This window comes from Silvania confinis, from assembly GCF_025564085.1.
GTDB classification, from domain to species: domain Bacteria; phylum Pseudomonadota; class Gammaproteobacteria; order Enterobacterales; family Enterobacteriaceae; genus Enterobacter; species Enterobacter confinis.
In genome coordinates this window covers 261965-281230 of record NZ_JAMGZJ010000076.1, presented here as the reverse complement: position 1 = coordinate 281230, position 19266 = coordinate 261965, and the positions used below count along the sequence as shown (strand labels likewise).

Annotated in this window: 14 protein-coding genes; 9 read left to right on the top strand and 5 right to left on the bottom strand. The window is 55.1% G+C overall.

The features are described 5' to 3' along the window. Window positions 1-237 precede the first annotated feature (237 nt). The 7 genes from sspA to M8013_RS13655 all read left to right on the top strand — a co-directional run bounded on the left by sspA (window position 238) and on the right by M8013_RS13655 (window position 6606). On the top strand, window positions 238-876 hold the full coding sequence (gene sspA, locus M8013_RS13685) for a stringent starvation protein SspA (RefSeq protein WP_271268346.1): 639 nt from the start codon (window positions 238-240) through the stop codon (window positions 874-876). 5 nt (window positions 877-881) lie between these two features. Then, on the top strand, window positions 882-1373 hold the full coding sequence (sspB, locus tag M8013_RS13680; RefSeq protein WP_271268345.1) for a ClpXP protease specificity-enhancing factor: 492 nt from the start codon (window positions 882-884) through the stop codon (window positions 1371-1373). Window positions 1374-1691: 318 nt separating this feature from the next. Continuing rightward, window positions 1692-2411, top strand: coding sequence for a DUF1120 domain-containing protein (locus M8013_RS13675; protein WP_271268344.1), 720 nt, complete (start codon window positions 1692-1694; stop codon window positions 2409-2411). Between the two features lie 85 nt (window positions 2412-2496). After that, window positions 2497-3168 carry a fimbria/pilus chaperone family protein gene (locus M8013_RS13670; protein ID WP_271268343.1) on the top strand — a complete coding sequence of 224 codons (672 nt, stop codon included), beginning with the start codon at window positions 2497-2499 and terminating at the stop codon, window positions 3166-3168. Between the two features lie 26 nt (window positions 3169-3194). Continuing rightward, a complete protein-coding gene (locus M8013_RS13665; protein WP_271268342.1) occupies window positions 3195-5576 on the top strand; it encodes a fimbrial biogenesis usher protein in 2382 nt (793 codons plus the stop codon). Then, window positions 5573-6103: a DUF1120 domain-containing protein gene (locus tag M8013_RS13660; RefSeq protein ID WP_271268341.1), complete on the top strand. Its 531-nt coding sequence runs from the start codon at window positions 5573-5575 to the stop codon at window positions 6101-6103. The genes M8013_RS13665 and M8013_RS13660 overlap by 4 nt, the downstream gene beginning before the upstream one ends. Then, entirely contained in the window at window positions 6100-6606 is a 507-nt protein-coding gene (locus M8013_RS13655; RefSeq protein ID WP_271268340.1) for a DUF1120 domain-containing protein, read from the top strand. The genes M8013_RS13660 and M8013_RS13655 overlap by 4 nt, the downstream gene beginning before the upstream one ends. A 230-nt stretch (window positions 6607-6836) precedes the next feature. Here M8013_RS13655 and M8013_RS13650 read toward each other — a convergent pair whose 3' ends face one another. Next, the gene (locus tag M8013_RS13650) at window positions 6837-8255 is read right to left on the bottom strand and encodes a glutamate synthase small subunit (RefSeq protein ID WP_271268339.1); all 1419 of its coding nucleotides are present in this window, start codon (window positions 8253-8255) and stop codon (window positions 6837-6839) included. Between the two features lie 9 nt (window positions 8256-8264). Continuing rightward, complete coding sequence (gene gltB, locus M8013_RS13645; protein WP_271268338.1) at window positions 8265-12725, bottom strand: glutamate synthase large subunit; 4461 nt, start codon at window positions 12723-12725, stop codon at window positions 8265-8267. A 684-nt stretch (window positions 12726-13409) separates the two neighbouring features. On the opposite strand from gltB, the gene mnmL reads away from it, so the two are divergent. Continuing rightward, complete coding sequence (mnmL, locus tag M8013_RS13640) at window positions 13410-14354, top strand: tRNA modification radical SAM protein MnmL/YtqA (RefSeq protein WP_271268398.1); 945 nt, start codon at window positions 13410-13412, stop codon at window positions 14352-14354. Here the strand turns inward: mnmL and M8013_RS13635 are convergent. Next, window positions 14331-15833 (bottom strand): helicase HerA-like C-terminal domain-containing protein, encoded by a 1503-nt coding sequence (locus tag M8013_RS13635; RefSeq protein WP_271268337.1) that lies wholly within the window; start codon window positions 15831-15833, stop codon window positions 14331-14333. The genes mnmL and M8013_RS13635 overlap by 24 nt on opposite strands. Window positions 15834-15970: 137 nt before the next feature. Between M8013_RS13635 and M8013_RS13630 the strand changes: the two genes are divergently transcribed. Then, on the top strand, window positions 15971-17608 hold the full coding sequence (locus M8013_RS13630) for a dihydroxyacetone kinase subunit DhaK (RefSeq protein WP_271268336.1): 1638 nt from the start codon (window positions 15971-15973) through the stop codon (window positions 17606-17608). Between the two features lie 44 nt (window positions 17609-17652). Here M8013_RS13630 and ahr read toward each other — a convergent pair whose 3' ends face one another. Next, window positions 17653-18672, bottom strand: coding sequence for an NADPH-dependent aldehyde reductase Ahr (gene ahr / locus M8013_RS13625; protein WP_271268397.1), 1020 nt, complete (start codon window positions 18670-18672; stop codon window positions 17653-17655). Window positions 18673-18753: 81 nt separating this feature from the next. Beyond that, a complete protein-coding gene (locus M8013_RS13620) occupies window positions 18754-19257 on the bottom strand; it encodes a GNAT family N-acetyltransferase (RefSeq protein WP_271268335.1) in 504 nt (167 codons plus the stop codon). Between the last annotated feature and the right edge of the window lie 9 nt (window positions 19258-19266).

Below are 19266 nucleotides of genomic sequence, written 5' to 3'. Positions count from 1 at the left end.
TTATCCACATTACGCATCTGTTTTTGACCTCTTTTTCCGCATTTCCAGAATCCCCTCACCACAAAGTCCTTAAAATCTGGTAAACTATCACCCACTTTTCTGCCCAGATAACGGTGAAGGCTCGATTTTTGTTCGCATTTTGAACAACGAAGAACATTCCCTGGGATGGGCGACAAAACAACTGGCTAGCCTGTATGGCTGGTAGCAGTAATATTCTGAATATACCTGGAGGTTTTCATGGCTGTCGCTGCCAACAAACGTTCGGTAATGACGCTGTTTTCTGGTCCTACTGACATTTATAGCCATCAGGTTCGTATCGTACTGGCCGAGAAAGGTGTCAGTTTTGAGATCGAGCATGTGGAAAAGGATAACCCACCTCAGGATCTGATCGATCTCAACCCGAACCAGAGCGTGCCAACGCTGGTGGATCGCGAGTTGACCCTGTGGGAATCCCGCATCATTATGGAATATCTGGATGAGCGTTTCCCTCATCCGCCGCTGATGCCGGTGTACCCGGTTGCGCGTGGCGAAAGCCGCCTGTATATGCAGCGTATCGAGAAAGACTGGTACACGCTGATGAACGTCATTGTGAATGGGTCTTCTGCAGAAGCTGACGCAGCGCGTAAACAGCTGCGTGAAGAGCTGCTGGCGATTGCGCCGGTGTTCGGTCAGCGTCCGTTCTTCCTGAGCGATGAGTTCAGCTTGGTCGACTGCTACCTGGCTCCTCTGCTGTGGCGTTTACCGACGATGGGCGTTGAGTTCAGCGGCCCAGGTGCGAAAGAGCTTAAAGGCTATATGACGCGTGTATTTGAACGCGACTCCTTCCTGGCTTCTCTGACTGAACCCGAACGTGAAATGCGTCTCGGCCGAGGCTAATCATTGTGGAAATGTCACAGCTGTCTCCACGCCGTCCGTATCTGCTGCGCGCCTTCTATGAATGGCTGCTGGATAACCAGCTCACGCCGCACCTGGTTGTGGATGTGACGTTGCCGGACGTGCAGGTTCCGATGGAATATGCGCGTGACGGACAAATCGTTCTGAACATCGCACCGCGTGCGGTCGGTGGTCTGGAACTGGCAAACGACGAAGTGCGCTTTAACGCCCGCTTCGGCGGTGTGCCGCGTCAGGTTTCTGTTCCGCTGGCCGCTGTGCTGGCTATCTATGCGCGTGAAAATGGCGCAGGGACGATGTTTGAGCCTGAAACCGCATACGACGAAGACGTTGCCAGCCTTAATGATGATAATGGCGCGACCGGGAGCGAGAGCGAAACGGTCATGTCGATTATTGACGGCGATAAACCCGATCATGACGATGGTCCTGACGACACGCCACCCCCGCGTGGCGGCCGTCCGGCATTGCGCGTAGTGAAATAGCCACTTTTCGGTCTACACTTTAAAAAACCACGTTCGCTCAGAACGTGGTTTTTTTATGTCCATTCATTGGTGAAAATCCTAAAATAAACATTAATTTATTCAATTCATTGCACGAATGATATGAGTAAATCATATATTCAATTTTAATTAAGAAGTTATGAAGAAAATATGATTGTTACAATCGTGATTAAAATGCAAAAATTCATTTGCTTTGTTTATATTTACCTTTGCGCTCTTCAGTTTTAATATTCTTGAGAGCTAGTGAATATATCTGGCGACCTATGGAAAGTTAAATTATTAATTAATTAGGAAGCATTAATGATGTCATATAAGGGAAAATTTTCCGCATTAGGCTTGTGCCTGGCGGCTACATTAGCGTGCGCAAATGTAAATGCAGCAACCACCGCAACAATGACTGTATCCGGGAGTTTTATTCCGGCCGCCTGTAATGCTGAGCTGAGCAACAGTGGTGCAGTGGATTACGGCACTATGAATCACAGCATGCTGGAAACTGCGTCATCAGGAAATACTCTGGTTCAATTGAATCATAAAAAGATTACTTTGACGGTAAATTGTGATGCTGCCACCACGATCGGTGTGATTGCACAAGATAACCGTTCAGCCTCAAAAGTAGCCCTGTCATCCACCACTTTTATTGATGATTATATCGGAAAAAGCGACCTGAGCACTACAGGAGCTGTATTCGGTCTCGGCACAGTAGGCAGCGCTAAAATAGGTGCTTATGCCCTGACCGCTGTCCCTGAGGACAGCAGCGCAGATGGCGAAGCAGTGTCTATCATTATCAAGGATACCGATTCAGGTAATGTCTGGAAAAGCGCTGATGCCGGTGGTCTTTTCTATCCGGATGGCACCCGTATTGTTACCGTCGCTGAAAAAGGCAAAATTGCCCCACTCGCGTTTACCGAAATGGTAATGCCACTGGAGATCGCTCCGGCCGTTCAGACCAAAGGTGTATTGGGCGCATCATCCGAAGTCGTGCTGGATGGTAATGCTACGCTGAGTCTTGTTTACCTCTAATTAGTTACCGTTAATAATTAAGACCCAATCATTAGTTTTAAATTGGGTCTTTTTTCTATTATATAAAACATAAGGAATATGTTTTATGAGAAGAAATATTTTGCTGTTCCTCTCTGTTATATCAACCCAATGTCTTGCCAATGGAATGCAGCCTGAGACATCCGTGTTGCTGGTGAATGAAAGCAAAGGTGAGGCGGGGATGAATGTGATCAATACTGATAATTATCCATCCTTGCTTTATACGAAAATTGTTGATGTAGCCGGTAGCAATAAGTCTGTTCGCTTATTAGTGACTCAGCCCGTGGTTCGTGTCGAACCCGGACAAACGCAGCGTGTGCGTTTTATGCTCCAGACAGATAAGCCGTTGCTGCAGGAAGAACTTAAACGCGTCACTTTCGAAGGCATCCCTCCTAAAGGGCAGGGAGGCAATGAACTTAAAGTCACCATTCGTCAGGATCTCCCCGTCATCATCCATCCTGCTGGTCTCGCCGAAGATTTAATGCCATGGAAACAGCTTACCTGGCGGAAAAAAGGCGATCAGCTTGAAGTCAGTAATCCCAGCAAATATGTTGTGCGTATGGTTGCGTCGTTTACAGCATTACCCTCAGGGAAAGGGGGAGTGCTTAAGCAAACATTTTTGCTGCCAGGAGCGAGCTTTACGGTGAAATTACCTGCGTCCAACGATACGCAGATAGAGTTTTACCCGGCTAGCCGATATGGCTATAAAGGAGAGCGCTTCGTCGCAACAATTCAGTAAGAAGAACTGTTCAAGGATGAACATTTATGCTCAGGAAAACTCTGTTAGCCTGCGTTATTAGCCTGGGTTGTTCGCAGATGGTCAGAGCGGATAATACCGAAACGCCAATTGAATTTGACCGCGAAACGCTTAAGTCTTTAGGGATGGATCCTGAGGTGGCTGGCTATTTCGCCCGTGAAGCCCGGTTTCTGCCCGGCAAACGGTCTGTATCGCTTACTATCAACGGCGATGCTGTAGGTTCTGTCATTGCGACTTTCAACGAGTCTGGTCAACTGTGCATTGATAAGACCTTTATGGAACAGGCCAAAATTCGGCTCCCTGATCGCTATCAGGATGGCTGCTATGACTATGAATCGGAATATCCCGGCACCATTATTACCTTAGTACCCGCTCAGGAGTTAATTCAGTTAGTACTTCCTCATGAGCAGCTTGAAAAACAGCAGCTTGATATGGGTGACTTTAATTCTGGTGGCACAGCTGGCCTGTTTAATTACACATTCCTGACCTCACGTAATAACTACGAAGGTGGGCATTCCGACTATTCGCAATTGATGCTGGATGGTGGCCTTAATATTAACGACTGGCTTTTTCGCTCCCATCAGTTAATAAGTAATAGTCAGGGGAAATACTCCAGTCAGAACTCACAAAATTATCTGCAACATACCCTGATGAAGTGGAAAACCACGATGAAGGCGGGAGAGGTCAGCCTGAACAACCGTTTGCTGGAAGGAAGCAGCATCTACGGTATAGAACTGGCTCCGGAAGATGCGCTTTCTGAGTCTGCAGTTGCCGTGCAGGTGACAGGGATCGCCAGCACCGCTCAGGCGCGGGTCGAGATCCGCCAGCAGGGCATTCTGGTCTATTCCACGCTGGTCCCTGCTGGGCCATTTACCCTGACCGATATTCCGCTGCGTAATTCATCCAGCGATCTGAATGTTACCGTTCAAGAGACTGACGGGACTCAGCGCAGCTTTGTCGTGCCTGCAACGCTTTATGCCAGAAACCCGGGCTCGCCAGCGGGATATTATATTTCCGCTGGCCGCGTCAGCGATAACTATGCCAGGAGACCCTGGGTGGTGAGTGCCTCTGGCGGCTGGCGGATTGCGCCTTCACACAATGCCAGCGGGGGGATCCTCGTTGCCGATGGCTACCAGGGGATCGGCCTGAGTCTGGACTCAACGCTGCTTCCGCGAACAATACTCACGCTACAAGCTAACCAGTCGGTTGATCGCAGCAACGCGTTGCAGGGACAAAAATATCAACTTACCGCTAGCACGTCGCTTCCTATGGATATGGCGCTAACGGCGTCGGTTATCAAGAAAACACTGAATTATCGTGATTTTACACAGACGATTGATGGTGATGCTCTCGATCGGAATAAGTATGAATATTCTCTCGGCATCGGCTGGGGTAACGCCTTGGCAGGAACGATGAGTGCCACGCTCTATGAAACCCGAGCCTATAACCGGGACGATCGCGCGCGTTTCGTCTCAGTTAACTGGGGTAAAAGTTTTGATAACTTCTCTTTGTCTGCCAACTGGCAGCGGCAGCTCAATAACGGAAGCTCAACCCAGAAAAGCGAAGACACCCTTTACGTCAATATTTCCATTCCATTGGGACGTCATAACATCAATGCCTGGTCCCAACGGAAAAAAGGCCAGGATCGTTACGGTTTAACCACGAGGGGCCAGTTAACGGAAGACACCAGCTACAGTCTTGGCACGGAGCGTGATGCGCAAGAGCGGCAGAATAACGTTTCGGCAGGAATTAACACGAATTTGCATTATGCCCAGCTCAGCGCGAATGCCAGCACCAGCGGCTCTCGCAGGAACAGTTACTCAGGCACATTGCAGGGAGGAGTGGTCGCGCACGGCAGTGGTGTGACGTTATCGCCCCTGGCGGTGCGCGAGACGTTTGCGATTGCACAGCTCGATAAACCTGTTGCGGGGGTGCGTCTTGATACCCCGCAGGGCCCAACCTGGACTGATTTTAGCGGCCAGGCGGTTATCCCGGCTGTGGATGCGTGGAAAAACTCGCGTGTGGAAATCAGCACCGAGACATTACCTAAAAATATGGATATCGGAAACGGTACCCGAATGCTTAAACAAGGGAAAGGCTCCGTCGGGCGCGTGCATTTTGGCGTGCTCACTCAGCGTCGCGTACTGCTGAATGTCACCCTGAGCAATGGACAAGCCCTGCCTAAAGGCGTGGCGATAACCGATACCGCAGGTAACTACCTGACAACCTCTGTCGATGACGGGGTGATCTTCCTTAATGATGTCGAAGGGCAGAAGACCCTTATTGCCATGCTTGAGAAGGGAACGTGCCGCCTGACGTTGTCGCTGCCCGAGGTTGCAGATGTTGCCGCAGCATCGTTTTATGAGAGCGCAAAAGGAGTATGCCAATGAAATATCCACTCTCCCTGCTGATGATGCTCACCTTCTCGTTCAGCGTTAACAGTGAATGCCGACTAATCGCCAGCCAGCAATCTGTTTCCTATGGCTCGGTGAGTGCCGCAGAACGCCAGGCGGCGGGGAGTAAACCTGTTGAACTGCCGGAAAAATATTTGCAGTTCAATGTTAACTGTGATGAACCGCAGCGCGTGCGTCTGTTGTTCAACAGCACGCTAACCCACAGCAATACCTTTGCATTTGGCTCTCAGGGCCAAATGACGTTCACTGCCATGAAAGCAACGGTTGACGAGCGTGAGGTACAGCTGGCACCGGTGCGTTCAGCAGATAGCGTGCTCTCTTCATCTGGCAGTCCGCTGGCCCTCATCATCCTGAATGAAGGCATCGCGTTTGTCAGTGGGAATGAGGTTCGGGGTAAGCATATTTCACTTACCGTTGCAGTTGGCGCGCGTTTCAGAAACGAAGCAATCACAGAGAAAATGACGTATCGCGGGAATTTGCACGTTAAGGTTGATGCACAATGAGATACACCGTCACCGTTTTATCCAGCCTTCTGCTTTGCATGCCGGCCTGGGCCAGCGATTCAGTCAGCATCGATTTTGACGTTTCTGTACAGGCTGCGGCCTGTACCCCGACCTTAAGCCATAACGGCATTGCGGATTACGGCACCAGCCGCGTTGCGGCATTATCGACCAGGACGTTTACCCAGATTGGGACACGAGATATCACCTTATCCATCCAGTGTGAGTCCGCGACGGGTATTGCCATCACCGCCAGAGATTCGCGAGCAAGCTCAGTGATATCCGGTATAGACGATCGCGGCACCGAGGGGGCGCGTTTTCAGATTAACGGCGGCGGATATGTTAGCGACAAGGCGAGGCTTTTTGGGCTTGGCGTTGGTGCCGACAAGAAACCGATTGGCAGCTATGCGATACAGATTATTGCTGACAAAGTAACGGCAATCGACGGGGAGCAGTCAGTGTGGATATGGGGGGGGCGGCCAGTAAAAATGGTCCCTGGGAAATAGCGTCGCTGCTGCCGCTGCCTGCGAATGAGGACTACTTCTACACCTTTGTTAAAAAAGGGAAAGCGGAACCACAGCCGATAACGAGTGCGACTGTACCGTTACAAGTCAGTGCCGCTGTATCGCCTGATATCGGGCGCAGCCAGACGATAAATTTAGATGGAAGTGCGGTGATTAGCCTGGTTTATCTCTGATGAGCAGGCCTGCGGATCCAAGGATCCGCAGGCACAGCATCACACTTCGAGGAAGTTCATAATCCCTTCAGCCGCTTTACGGCCTTCGGCAATGGCAGTCACCACCAGGTCGGAACCGCGAACGATATCGCCACCGGCGAAGATTTTCGGGTTGCTGGTCTGGAAGGCGTTGTCGCTGCCTTCAGGGGCAATAATACGGCCCTGAGAATCCAGCTCGACGCTGTGCTTCGCCAGCCACTCCATGCTGTGTGGACGGAAACCAAACGCCATCACTACCGCATCTGCCGGAACCACGTGCTCGGAGCCTGCCACGATTTCCGCGCGACGACGGCCTTTGGCATCCGGTGCGCCCATTTCAGTGCGCGCCATTTTCACGCCGCTCACTTTGCCGTTGGCATTCACTTCAACACCCAAAGGCTGAATGTTGAACTGGAACTCAACGCCCTCTTCACGCGCGTTCTTCACTTCGCGTTTTGAGCCTGGCATGTTCTCTTCGTCACGACGATAGGCGCAGATTACGTGGGTCGCATTCTGACGGATGGAGGTACGCACGCAGTCCATCGCGGTATCACCGCCGCCGAGAACGACAACGCGTTTACCTTCCATGCTGACGTACGGCTCAGCGGTGGTTTCGCCGTAGCCCATCATCTGCTTGGTGTTAGCAATCAGGAACGGCAGGGCATCGAATACACCCGATGCGTCTTCGTTTTCCAGTCCGCCACGCATCGACTGATAGGTCCCGACGCCGAGGAATACGGCATCGTAATCTTTCAGCAGATCGTCGAGCTGAACATCGCGGCCCACTTCGGTGTTGAGCTGGAACTCTATGCCCATGCCGGTGAAAATGTCACGGCGGCGGGTCATAACTTCTTTTTCCAGTTTGAACGCCGGGATACCGAAGGTCAGCAGACCGCCGATTTCCGGGTGACGATCAAACACCACCGCTTTGACGCCGTTACGGGTCAGCACGTCGGCACAGGCCAGGCCTGCCGGACCAGCACCGATAATGGCCACGCGTTTGTCGGTCTGACGCACGCCGGTCATGTCCGGGCGCCAGCCCATCTCGAACGCTTTATCGTTGATATAGCGTTCGATGTTGCCGATGGTCACCGCGCCGAACTCGTCGTTCAGAGTACATGACCCTTCGCAAAGACGATCCTGCGGGCACACGCGGCCGCACACTTCCGGCAGGGTGTTAGTCTGGTGAGACAGCTCGGCGGCCTCAAAAATACGTCCTTCGTTGGCCAGCTTCAGCCAGTTCGGGATGTAGTTATGCACCGGACATTTCCACTCGCAGTACGGATTGCCGCAGGACAGGCAACGGTCTGCCTGCGCTTTGGCCTGGCTTCCGGAAAACGGCTCGTAAATTTCAACAAATTCAATTTTACGGATCTTCAGCGGTTTCTTTGGCGGATCAACGCGCTGCAAGTCGATAAACTGGTATACGTTCTGGCTCATCTGAATTCCTTACTGCGCCTGCACACGCAGCTCTGCTGCGCTACGACTACGGTGACCCAACAGGGCTTTAACATCGCTGGACTTTGGTTTAACCAGCGCGAATTTCGAGGAGAACGCCGGCCAGTTGGCCAGGATCTCTTCGCCACGCGAAGAACCGGTATGATGCACGTGCTCGGTAATCAGGCCGCGCAGATGCTCTTCGTGGATCGCCAGGGTTTCAACATCCAGCACTTCCACCAGTTCCGGGTTCACACGCTTGCGGAAGTCGCCGCTTTCGTCCAGTACGTAGGCGAAGCCGCCCGTCATACCGGCACCGAAGTTAACCCCGGTTTTGCCCAGCACGCAGACAATTCCGCCGGTCATGTATTCACAACCGTTGTCGCCGATACCTTCCACTACGGTAATTGCACCGGAGTTACGCACCGCGAAACGCTCACCCGCACGCCCTGCGGCAAACAGACGACCACCGGTCGCACCGTACAGACAGGTGTTGCCGATGATGCTCGCATCACAGCTGCGGAAGGCTGAGCCCACCGGAGGACGTACCGCCAGCAGACCGCCCGCCATGCCTTTGCCGACATAGTCGTTTGCATCGCCGGTCAGATACAGCTCCACGCCGCCGGCATTCCACACGCCAAAGCTCTGGCCTGCGGTGCCGCTGAAGTGAGCGGTAATCGGATCGGCTGCCAGGCCCTGGTCACCGTGCGTTTGGGCAATGTAGCCCGAGAGCGTTGCGCCAACGGAACGGTCGGTGTTGCGGATATCAAACCAGAAGGTTTTGCTCTGCTTGTCATCGACATACGCTTTTGCCTGCTGCAATAGCTGGGCATTCAACACGCCATTGTCAAACGGCGGGTTTTTCTCGGTGCAGTAAACGGCTTTGCCTGGATGCGGCTCGGCGGTTTCCAGCAGTCGGGACAGCTCCAGCTTCTGCTGCTTGGCGGTAAAGCCTTCCAGCTCTTTCAGCAGGTCGGTACGACCGATAAGATCCACCAGACGCGTGACGCCCAGCTGCGCCATCAGCTCGCGGGTTTCGCGGGCGATGAAGTCAAAGTAGTTAGTCACTTTGAACGGCAGGCCGTGGTAGTGGTTCTTACGCAGTTTTTCGTCCTGGGTTGCAACACCGGTTGCGCAGTTGTTCAGGTGACAAATACGCAGGTATTTACAACCCAGCGCCACCATCGGACCGGTGCCAAAGCCAAAGCTTTCTGCACCCAGAATCGCCGCTTTAATGATATCGAGGCCGGTTTTCAGACCGCCATCTACCTGCAGACGGATCTTGTGACGCAGACCGTTGGCGACCAGTGCCTGCTGGGTTTCCACCAGGCCCAGTTCCCACGGACAGCCCGCGTATTTTACCGACGAGAGCGGGCTCGCACCGGTGCCGCCGTCGTAACCGGCGATGGTGATCAGATCTGCATAGGCTTTTGCCACCCCGGTAGCGATGGTGCCCACGCCCGGTTCGGAGACCAGTTTCACAGAAATCAGCGCTTTCGGGTTGACCTGTTTCAGGTCGAAAATCAGCTGCGCCAGATCCTCGATAGAGTAAATATCGTGGTGCGGCGGCGGGGAGATCAGCGTCACGCCCGGTACCGAATAGCGCAGTTTGGCGATGTACGGGGTGACCTTATCACCCGGTAACTGACCGCCTTCGCCAGGTTTTGCACCTTGGGCGACTTTAATCTGAATCACGTCGGCGTTGACCAGATAGGCTGGCGTCACACCAAAGCGGCCGGAAGCAACCTGCTTGATACGCGATACTTTATTGGTGCCGTAGCGCGCCGGATCTTCGCCGCCTTCGCCGGAGTTCGAGTTGCCGCCGATGCTGTTCATCGCTTCAGCCAGCGCTTCGTGGGCTTCCGGGCTCAGTGCGCCGATAGACATCGCGGCGGTATCAAAGCGTTTGAACAGCTCGCTGGCTGGTTCCACATCGTGGATATTGACCGTTTCGCCGCCGGGGTTCACTGCCAGCAGATCGCGCAGCGTGGCCACCGGACGTTCGTTGACCAGCTTCGCATACTGCTGATAATCGCTGTACTCGCCGCTCTGCACAGCCTGCTGCAGCGTTTGCACCACGTCCGGGTTATAGGCGTGGTATTCGCCACCGTGAACGTACTTCAGCTGTCCGCCCTGATCCAGCGGCTTGCGTGCCAGCCAGGCGCGTTTAGAGAGGTTGAGCAGATCCTGCTGGAAGTCGCTAAAGCCCGCTCCGCCGATACGGCTGATCACGCCCTGGAAGCACAGGTCGGCGACATCATCGTGCAGACCCACGGCTTCGAACAGCTTCGAGCAGCGATAAGAGGCAATGGTCGAGATGCCCATTTTGGACATGATCTTGTACAGGCCTTTGTTGATGCCGTTACGGTAGTTCAGCATCACCGCGCGGTACTCTTTTTCAATTACGCGGCCGTCGACCAGTTTGGCCAACGTTTCGTAGGCCAGGTACGGGTAGATGGCCGTTGCGCCGAAGCCCAGCAGCACCGCAAAGTGGTGTGGGTCGCGGGCGCTGGCAGTTTCAACAATGATGTTGGCATCGCAGCGCAGGCTCTTATCGACCAGACGGGTCTGGATCGCGCCGACTGCCATTGGCGCCGGAACCGGCAGGCGATTCTTAGCAATGTTACGGTCGGACAGCACCAGCAGAACCGTGCCATCACGCACCATCTGCTCGGCTTTGTCACACAAGGCTTGCACCGTGTCTTCGAGGTTCGCTTCGGTCACGTCGAACGTAATATCGAGCGTGTCGGCGCGGTAGTGCTCCTCGGTCATGGTGGTCAGCTGTTTAAAATCGGAGTACAGCAGGATCGGCGACTTAAAGCTCAGGCGGTGCGCCTGGCCTTCTGCTTCACAGAAGACGTTCATCTCACGGCCGATGCTGGTGGCGAGCGACATCACGTGCGCTTCACGCAGCGGATCGATTGGCGGGTTGGTCACCTGCGCAAACTGCTGGCGGAAGTAGTCGTAAATGATGCGCGGCTGGCTGGAAAGCACGGCAAACGGGGTATCGTCACCCATTGAGCCGACCGCCTCCTGGCCGTTTTCACCCAGCACACGGATGACGGAATCCAGCTCTTCTGCGCTGTAGTTAAACTGTTTCTGGAAGCTGGCGAGCGTGTCGTCATCCAGTTCGCGGCAGCCCACGTCCTGATCCGGCAGATCTTCGAACGGCACCAGACGGCGGACGTTTTTCTCCATCCACTCTTTGTACGGATGGCGGATCTTCAGATCGTAGTCGGTTTCCGCAGAGTGCAGGATGCGGCCGACGCGGGTATCGATCACCATCAGTTCGCCAGGTCCAACGCGGCCTTTCTCAACCACTTCGTCAGGCTGGTAATCCCAGATCCCCACTTCGGAGGCACAGGTGATCAGCTTGTCTTTGGTGATAACGTAGCGCGCCGGGCGCAGGCCGTTACGGTCGAGGTTACAGGCAGCAAAGCGACCGTCGGACATGACGATACCGGCCGGGCCATCCCACGGCTCCATGTGCATGGAGTTAAAGTCGAAGAATGCACGCAGATCCGGGTCCATATCCGGGTTGTTCTGCCAGGCTGGCGGAACAAGCAAGCGCATCGCACGCACGATATCCATCCCGCCGGCCAGCAGCAGTTCCAGCATGTTATCCATTGAGCTGGAGTCGGAGCCCGTTTCGTTGACAAACGGCGCAGCATCGTGCAGATCCGGAATCAACGGCGTCTGGAATTTATAGGTACGCGCGCGTGCCCACTGGCGGTTACCGGTGATGGTGTTGATCTCGCCGTTGTGCGCCAGGTAGCGGAACGGCTGAGCCAGCGGCCAGCGTGGTACGGTGTTGGTGGAGAAGCGCTGGTGGAACAGGCAAATGGCCGATTCCAGACGCAGGTCCGCCAGGTCCAGGTAAAAGCGCGGCAGGTCAGCCGGCATACACAGACCTTTATAGATGTTCACCAGGTTAGAGAGGCTACAGACGTAGAACTCTTTATCTTCCTGTAAACGTTTTTCAATGCGACGACGGGCGATGAACAGGCGGCGTTCCATATCACGCGGACGCCAGCCCGCGGGCGCGTTAACAAAAATTTGCTCGATACGAGGCAGCGAGGAGAGGGCGATTTCACCGAGGACACCTTCGTTGGTAGGCACAATGCGCCAGCCGACAATAGACAGAGTCTCGCGTTGAAGTTCTTCTTCGACGATGCGGCGTGAGGCGGCAGCTTTTTCAGGATCCTGATTCAGGAACAGCATGCCGACAGCGTAGTTTTTGGCTAAACGCCAGCCGCGCTCTTCCGCAACTATGCGAAAGAAACGATCGGGTTTTTGCAGCAGCAGACCGCAACCGTCGCCGGTTTTGCCGTCGGCGAGGATCGCACCTCGGTGCTGCATACGGGCCAGTGCGTGTATAGCGGTACGCACTACCTTGTGGCTAGGTTCGCCTTCTATGTGGGCGATCAGGCCGAAACCACAGTTATCCTTCTCAAGGGATTTATCGTACAACATATCAGTGAACCTCCCCAGGCTCTGCGGGACTCCCCTCCAGACCGTGACGCACAGGCACAGAAAGAGCGCGGCGACGGGGTTTGCGTTTCATACGCGTACCTCGCATTCGCCCTCTTAATATCCTTTTCGCACAGGTCAAACAAGTTTGAGGACTTGCTTCTAGAGGGAATCTCAATTACTGCATAAATATGATGAGCAGGCTGCTCATCCAGAAAGCTTCCAGCGGATTTCCAACTTATCGGGAATCGGTACATAGGTCAAATGGCAAACTTATTTATACAATAATGTGCTAAAGGGGGCTTAGTGCATTGATATATTTGATTATTTACCTAAATTCACATCCCAGTAACCTAACTGTAGCCGTCAGGATAGTGTGATCTGACTCACTATATGAAAGCGGTATTATCACCGTAGCGTGCTGAACGGCGTGATTTATGCGGAGTTTTATTCTGCCTTGAGGCGTAAACCCGCATGATGTCACTGTTTTTAAGCTCAGGCGCTATAAGTGAAAAAAACCTGCAGAACATAAGGAAAAGTAATTAAAAGAGGGTTGAATGAAATTGCAGTTATCCTGGGTAATTATGCAAAAGATAAAAGCGCACCAGGACGATTGATCCAGGTCATCGCCGATGGAGGCTAAAAATGGCAGGCTTGTCCCCTTTCAACGGGGCGGTCTATCAGATTATGCAGTTACAGAAATTAGTCAACATGTTTGGTGGGGATCTTTCGCGCCGCTATGGGCAAAAGGTCCATAAGCTGTCGCTCCACGGGGGTTTTAGCTGCCCGAATCGCGACGGCACCATCGGGCGTGGCGGCTGCACGTTCTGTAATGTGGCCTCATTTGCCGACGAGGCGCAGCAGCATCAGTCTATTGCCGACCAGCTGGCCCATCAGGCGACGTTAGTAAATCGCGCGAAGCAGTATCTGGCCTATTTTCAAGCCTATACCAGCACCTGGGCAGAAGTGCAGGTGCTGCGATCCATGTATCAGCAGGCGGTGAGCCAGGCGAACATCGTTGGGCTGTGCGTCGGTACGCGCCCGGACTGTGTGCCGGACGCGGTGCTCGATCTGCTCAGCGACTACCATGAGCAGGGGTATGAGATCTGGCTGGAGCTGGGGCTGCAGACCGCGCACGATAAAACCCTGCATCGCATTAACCGGGGCCACGATTTTGCCTGCTATCAGCGCACTACTCGTCTGGCGCGCGAGCGCGGGCTTAAAGTCTGCACCCACCTGATTGTCGGCCTGCCGGGGGAAGAGCAGCATCACGCGCTGGAAACCCTGCATAAAGTCATCGAGACCGGCGTTGACGGTATTAAGCTGCACCCACTGCACATCGTGACGGGCAGCATTATGGCCAAAGCCTGGAAAGCAGGGCGTCTGAGCGGGATCGAACTGGACGACTATGTGGCGACGGCAGGCGAGATGATCCGGCACACGCCGCCGGAGGTGGTTTATCATCGAATCTCCGCCAGCGCGCGTCGCCCGACGCTGCTGGCACCGCTGTGGTGCGAGAACCGTTGGACGGGCATGGTGGAGTTGGACCGCTATCTGAATGCACAGGGCGTACAGGGCTCGGCGCTCGGTAGGCCCTGGATGCCCGCGTTATCGACGTCGTCCGCCCAGTAAACTGCCCAGCATGCCGCGCACGATCTGGTTGGTCACCTGACGTGCGGCGCTTTTCGCCATGGTTTGCATCACGCCATCGCGCTTCCCGCCGCGCGGACCGGTGCTGCCAAACAGAATGTCTTTTAAGCCGCCGAAGATCCCCTCGTCGGCATCGGCAGGCTGGCCTTTAGCGGCAGGGGCCTGCTGTTGGTCAGGGCTGGTCTGAACGCCTTTTTGCAGCATTTCGAACGCGGACTCGCGGTCCACCTGATCCTCGTACTTACCGTAGAGCGGGGAGTGATTGATAAGCCCATTACGCTCATCCTCGCTGACCGGCCCCATCCGCGAGCAGGGGGCGATGACCATCGCACGGGCGACCATCGACGGGCTACCTTTGGCATCCAGAAATGAAATCAGTGCCTCGCCGGTGCCCAGCGCCTGGATGGCGGCTTCGGTATCGAACGCCGGATTGGCGCGCATGGTTTGCGCCGCGGCTTTGACGGCCTTCTGATCTTTTGGCGTAAAGGCGCGCAGGGCATGCTGAACGCGATTCCCTAACTGGCCCAGCACGTTGTCGGGAATGTCGCCGGGGTTCTGGGTCACAAAATACACCCCAACCCCTTTGGAACGGATCAGACGAATCACTTGTTCTATCTTGTCGAGCAGCACCTGCGGTGCATCGCTGAACAGCAGGTGGGCTTCGTCAAAGAAAAAGACCAGTTTGGGTTTATCCAGATCGCCGGCTTCCGGCAGTTGCTCAAACAGTTCAGAAAGCATCCACAGCAGGCTGGCCGCGTACAGCTTCGGCATCTGGTAAAGCTTCTCTGCGCTCAGAATGTTAATGATGCCCTTGCCGTTACTGTCGGTGCGCATCCAGTCTTTGATATCCAGCATCGGTTCACCAAAGAAATGCTCGGCGCCCTGTTGCTCGAGGGTAAGTAATCCGCGCTGAATCGCCCCGATGGAAGCCGGGCTGATATTGCCGTACTGCGTCTGGAAGGCTTTCGCGTTATCGCCTATGTACTGCGTAATGGCGCGCAGGTCTTTGAAGTCGAGGAGCAATAAACCCTGCTCGTCGGCGATGCGGAAGATAATGTTCAGCACTCCCGACTGGACGTCGTTCAGATTAAGCAGACGGGCCAGCAATAGCGGCCCCAGATCGGACACGGTGGCGCGCACCGGGTGGCCTTTCGCGCCAAAGATATCCCACACGACGACGGGATTAGTTTGCGGCTGCCAGTCGGTTACGCCGATGTTTTTGAGCCGTTCAAGCAGCTTCTCTGACCCGACCCCCTCCAGTGCGACCCCGCTGAGATCGCCTTTCACGTCGGCCATAAACACCGGCACACCGATGTCTGAAAAGGATTCGGCCAGCTTTTGCAGCGTCACGGTTTTTCCCGTGCCGGTAGCGCCGGTGATCAGGCCATGTCGGTTCGCCATGGCGGGCAGTAAAAACAGCTCGTTGTCCAGCGTGCGGGCAATCAGCAGGGGTGTACTCATGATGCGCTTCCTCGTTGAGTCCTGCGTCGAGTATAGGCAACCTGCCGGTAAAATGAGTGGGGCAATTGTTCAGTTTGCGGCGCAATATCCAGTGCGGACTATGCTTTTGCATACGGCTAACAATAATTTGAGGAACTATGTCCAGATTCTTTTTTAACGACCGTAAACAACTGGTTAATGACGCTATCGAAGGTATGCTGATCTCGGCCCCACACGGCAATCTTGTCAGACTGGAGAGCGATCCGGCCATTCGGGTGGTGGTACGCGCCGACTGGGATAAAAGCCGCGTGGCGGTGATCTCCGGCGGCGGATCGGGTCATGAACCGGCACATGCCGGGTTTGTTGGCAAAGGGATGCTCACCGCCGCGGTCTGTGGCGATCTGTTTGCTTCACCGAGCGTGGAGGCGGTGCTGAATGCCATCGTTGCGGTGACCGGCGATCGCGGCTGCCTGCTGATCGTGAAAAACTACACCGGGGATCGTCTCAACTTTGGCCTCGCGGCAGAGCGAGCCAAGCGCTACGGGCTCAAAGTGGAGATGGTGATCGTCGCAGATGACATTGCCCTGCCGGATAACAAGCAGCCCCGCGGCATTGCCGGAACGGCGCTGGTGCATAAGATTGCCGGGCATGCGGCGGAACAGGGCAAGTCGTTACGTGACGTGCGCGATGTCGCCCGTCAGGCCTGCGACAACCTCTGGAGCCTGGGGGTGGCGATGCAAACCTGTAGTCTGCCGGGCAGCGACGAGGAGGAGGGGCGCATTAAGCCGGGCCACGTTGAGCTGGGGCTGGGCATTCACGGCGAACCTGGGGCATCGGTGGTGGCGTCGCAAAACAGTAAAGCGATTATCGACACGCTGGTAAAACCGCTGGCCGAACAGGCGGGCGAGGGGCGTTTTGCGGTGCTGATTAACAATCTTGGCGGGGTGTCGGCGCTGGAGATGGCGCTGCTGACCAAAGAGCTGGCGCATTCGGCGCTCAAAGAGAAGATTGCGTATCTGATTGGCCCTGCACCACTGGTGAGTTCGCTGGACATGAAAGGCTTTTCGCTCTCGCTGCTCAAGCTTAACGCATCCTTTGAGCAGGCGCTTAACGCACCTGTAGAGACCCTGGGCTGGCAGAAGCCGGTGGCGTTTTCCCCGCTGCGCACGCTGGCGCACACCGCGCTCGAGGATCGCGTTGAGTTTACCCCTTCTGCCAATGCGCAGGTGGCAGAGTACGTCGCGGTGGCGACGCAGACGCTGATCGGTCTGGAAAGCCGCCTGAATGCGCTGGATGCCAAAGTGGGTGATGGGGATACCGGCTCGACCTTTGCGCAAGGCGCACGGGATATTGCGCAATGGCTGGAAGAGGATCGACTGCCGCTAAATGATCTGCCTGCGCTGTTGCTGCTGGTGGGCGAGCGGCTGGCAACGGTAATGGGCGGATCGAGTGGGGTACTGATGTCGATCTTCTTCACCGCAGCAGGCCAGGCGCTGGCCGACGGTAAACCGCTGCCGGATTCGCTGTTAAACGGTCTTTCGCAAATGAAGCACTACGGCGGGGCGGATCTCGGCGATCGGACCTTGATCGATGCCCTACAGCCCGCGCTGGAAGCGCTGCACAAAGGGGACATCCAGGCTGCAGCAGAGGCCGCGAAAAAGGGGGCAGAAGCCACGGCCAGCATGCAAAAAGCCGGTGCCGGACGTTCATCGTACGTCAACAAAGAGAATCTGACTGGGGTGACCGATCCTGGCGCGGTGGCGGTTGCAGAGGTGTTTGGCGCGTTAGTGCGGTAGTGGGGAAACGCCCGGTAAGCGTAGCGCTACCGGGCAATTACGGCTTAGAAATCCGCTTTCAGCACCACGCGATAACGGGCTTTGCCGTCGCGTACGTGCTGGATAGCTTCGTTGATTTTCGACATCGGATACAGTTCGGTCGTTGGCGCGACTTTGGTGCGGCCGGCAAACTTCATCAGCTTACGCAGCTCGTAAGGTGTACCTGTCGCAGATCCCGATACGCTGCGATCGCCGCCAATCAGCGTGAATGCAGGCACCGGCAGCGGCTTCAGGACGGCACCGACGGTATGGAAATTACCGCCGTAAGCCAGCGCTTCAAAGTACGGTTGCCAGTCGAGATCGACGTTAACGGTATTGATGATCAGATCAAACTGACCGGCCAGCGCTTTCAACAGCTCTGGATCGCGGCTGTTAACGACCTTATCGGCACCCATCGCCAGCACTTCTTTCTCTTTCGCCGGATTAGAGCTAAAGGCCGTGACTTCGCAGCCCATCGCATGCAGCAGCTTGATCGCAATGTGCCCCAGACCGCCAATACCAATGACGCCCACGCGGCTGGTGGCGGTGACGTGATGCATCAGGAGAGGTTTGAAGACGGTGATCCCGCCGCACAGCAGCGGACCGGCGGATTCAATATCAATGCTGTCCGGCAACGGAATAACCCACTGCCAGTCGGCGCGCAGTTTATCGGCGAAACCACCGTTGTTCAGGATGGTCGGCGTGGCGCCTTCGAGACAGTTAATCTGGTTGCCGCTGATACAGGCATCGCAATGCCCGCAGCTGCGGGCGGTCCAGCCAATGCCTACGCGCTGGCCGATCTTCAGCCCTTTTTCCTGCGCAGCGCTGCCGAGTGCGACCACGCGGCCAATGACCTCATGACCGGCAATCAGCGGATAGCTTGAGAAGCCCCATTCGTTATCGATCATCGACAGATCGGAGTGGCAGATGCCGCAGTAATCGACCTGAACTTCAACGTCTTCTGCTTTCAGCTCGCCCGCATCGTATTCGTACAGTTCAAGTTCTGCACCCGCCTGCGGTGCGGCGTAGCTTTTGATTTTCGACATCATTTTTCCCCATGTTGGTGTTGAACTGAGAGTGTAGAGCATTCAGTTTACAGCCGCTTAACAGAAGGGGGCAGGAAAGGGTTAAAGCGTTTTCAGCATCCGTACTTCGCAATCCACATGCCCGGTACAACCCAGAGGCTGGTCGATGTGCTCAAAGCCGAGATGCTCGTACAGCCTGATGGCTTCGGTGAGGAAGGCGGTGGTTTCAAGATAACAGCGAGTAAAACCTTGCGCACGGGCGTGATCCAGCGCCTGTAGCGCCAGTTTTTTGGCTAAGCCTTGTCCACGCACGACGGGCAGAAAATACATTTTTTGCAGTTCGCAGATATCCGGCTCGCTGCAGGAGAGCGGCGCAACGCCGCCGCCGCCCACCACCTGCCCATCCTGCTCGACAACCCAATAGGCATGGCCGGGCTGGCTGTACAGGGCGTACAGTTCGTCGAGATTGGGATCCGCGACGGTATAGCCTTTATCGGCCGTCAGGCCGAATTCAGCGGATACCCGGCGGATAACGCCGGCAATAGCCGGGTTATCCGTGGCGGTGATACGGCGCAGCTGCGCCGTTACAGGGGCATTTACATGCATTGCTTCACT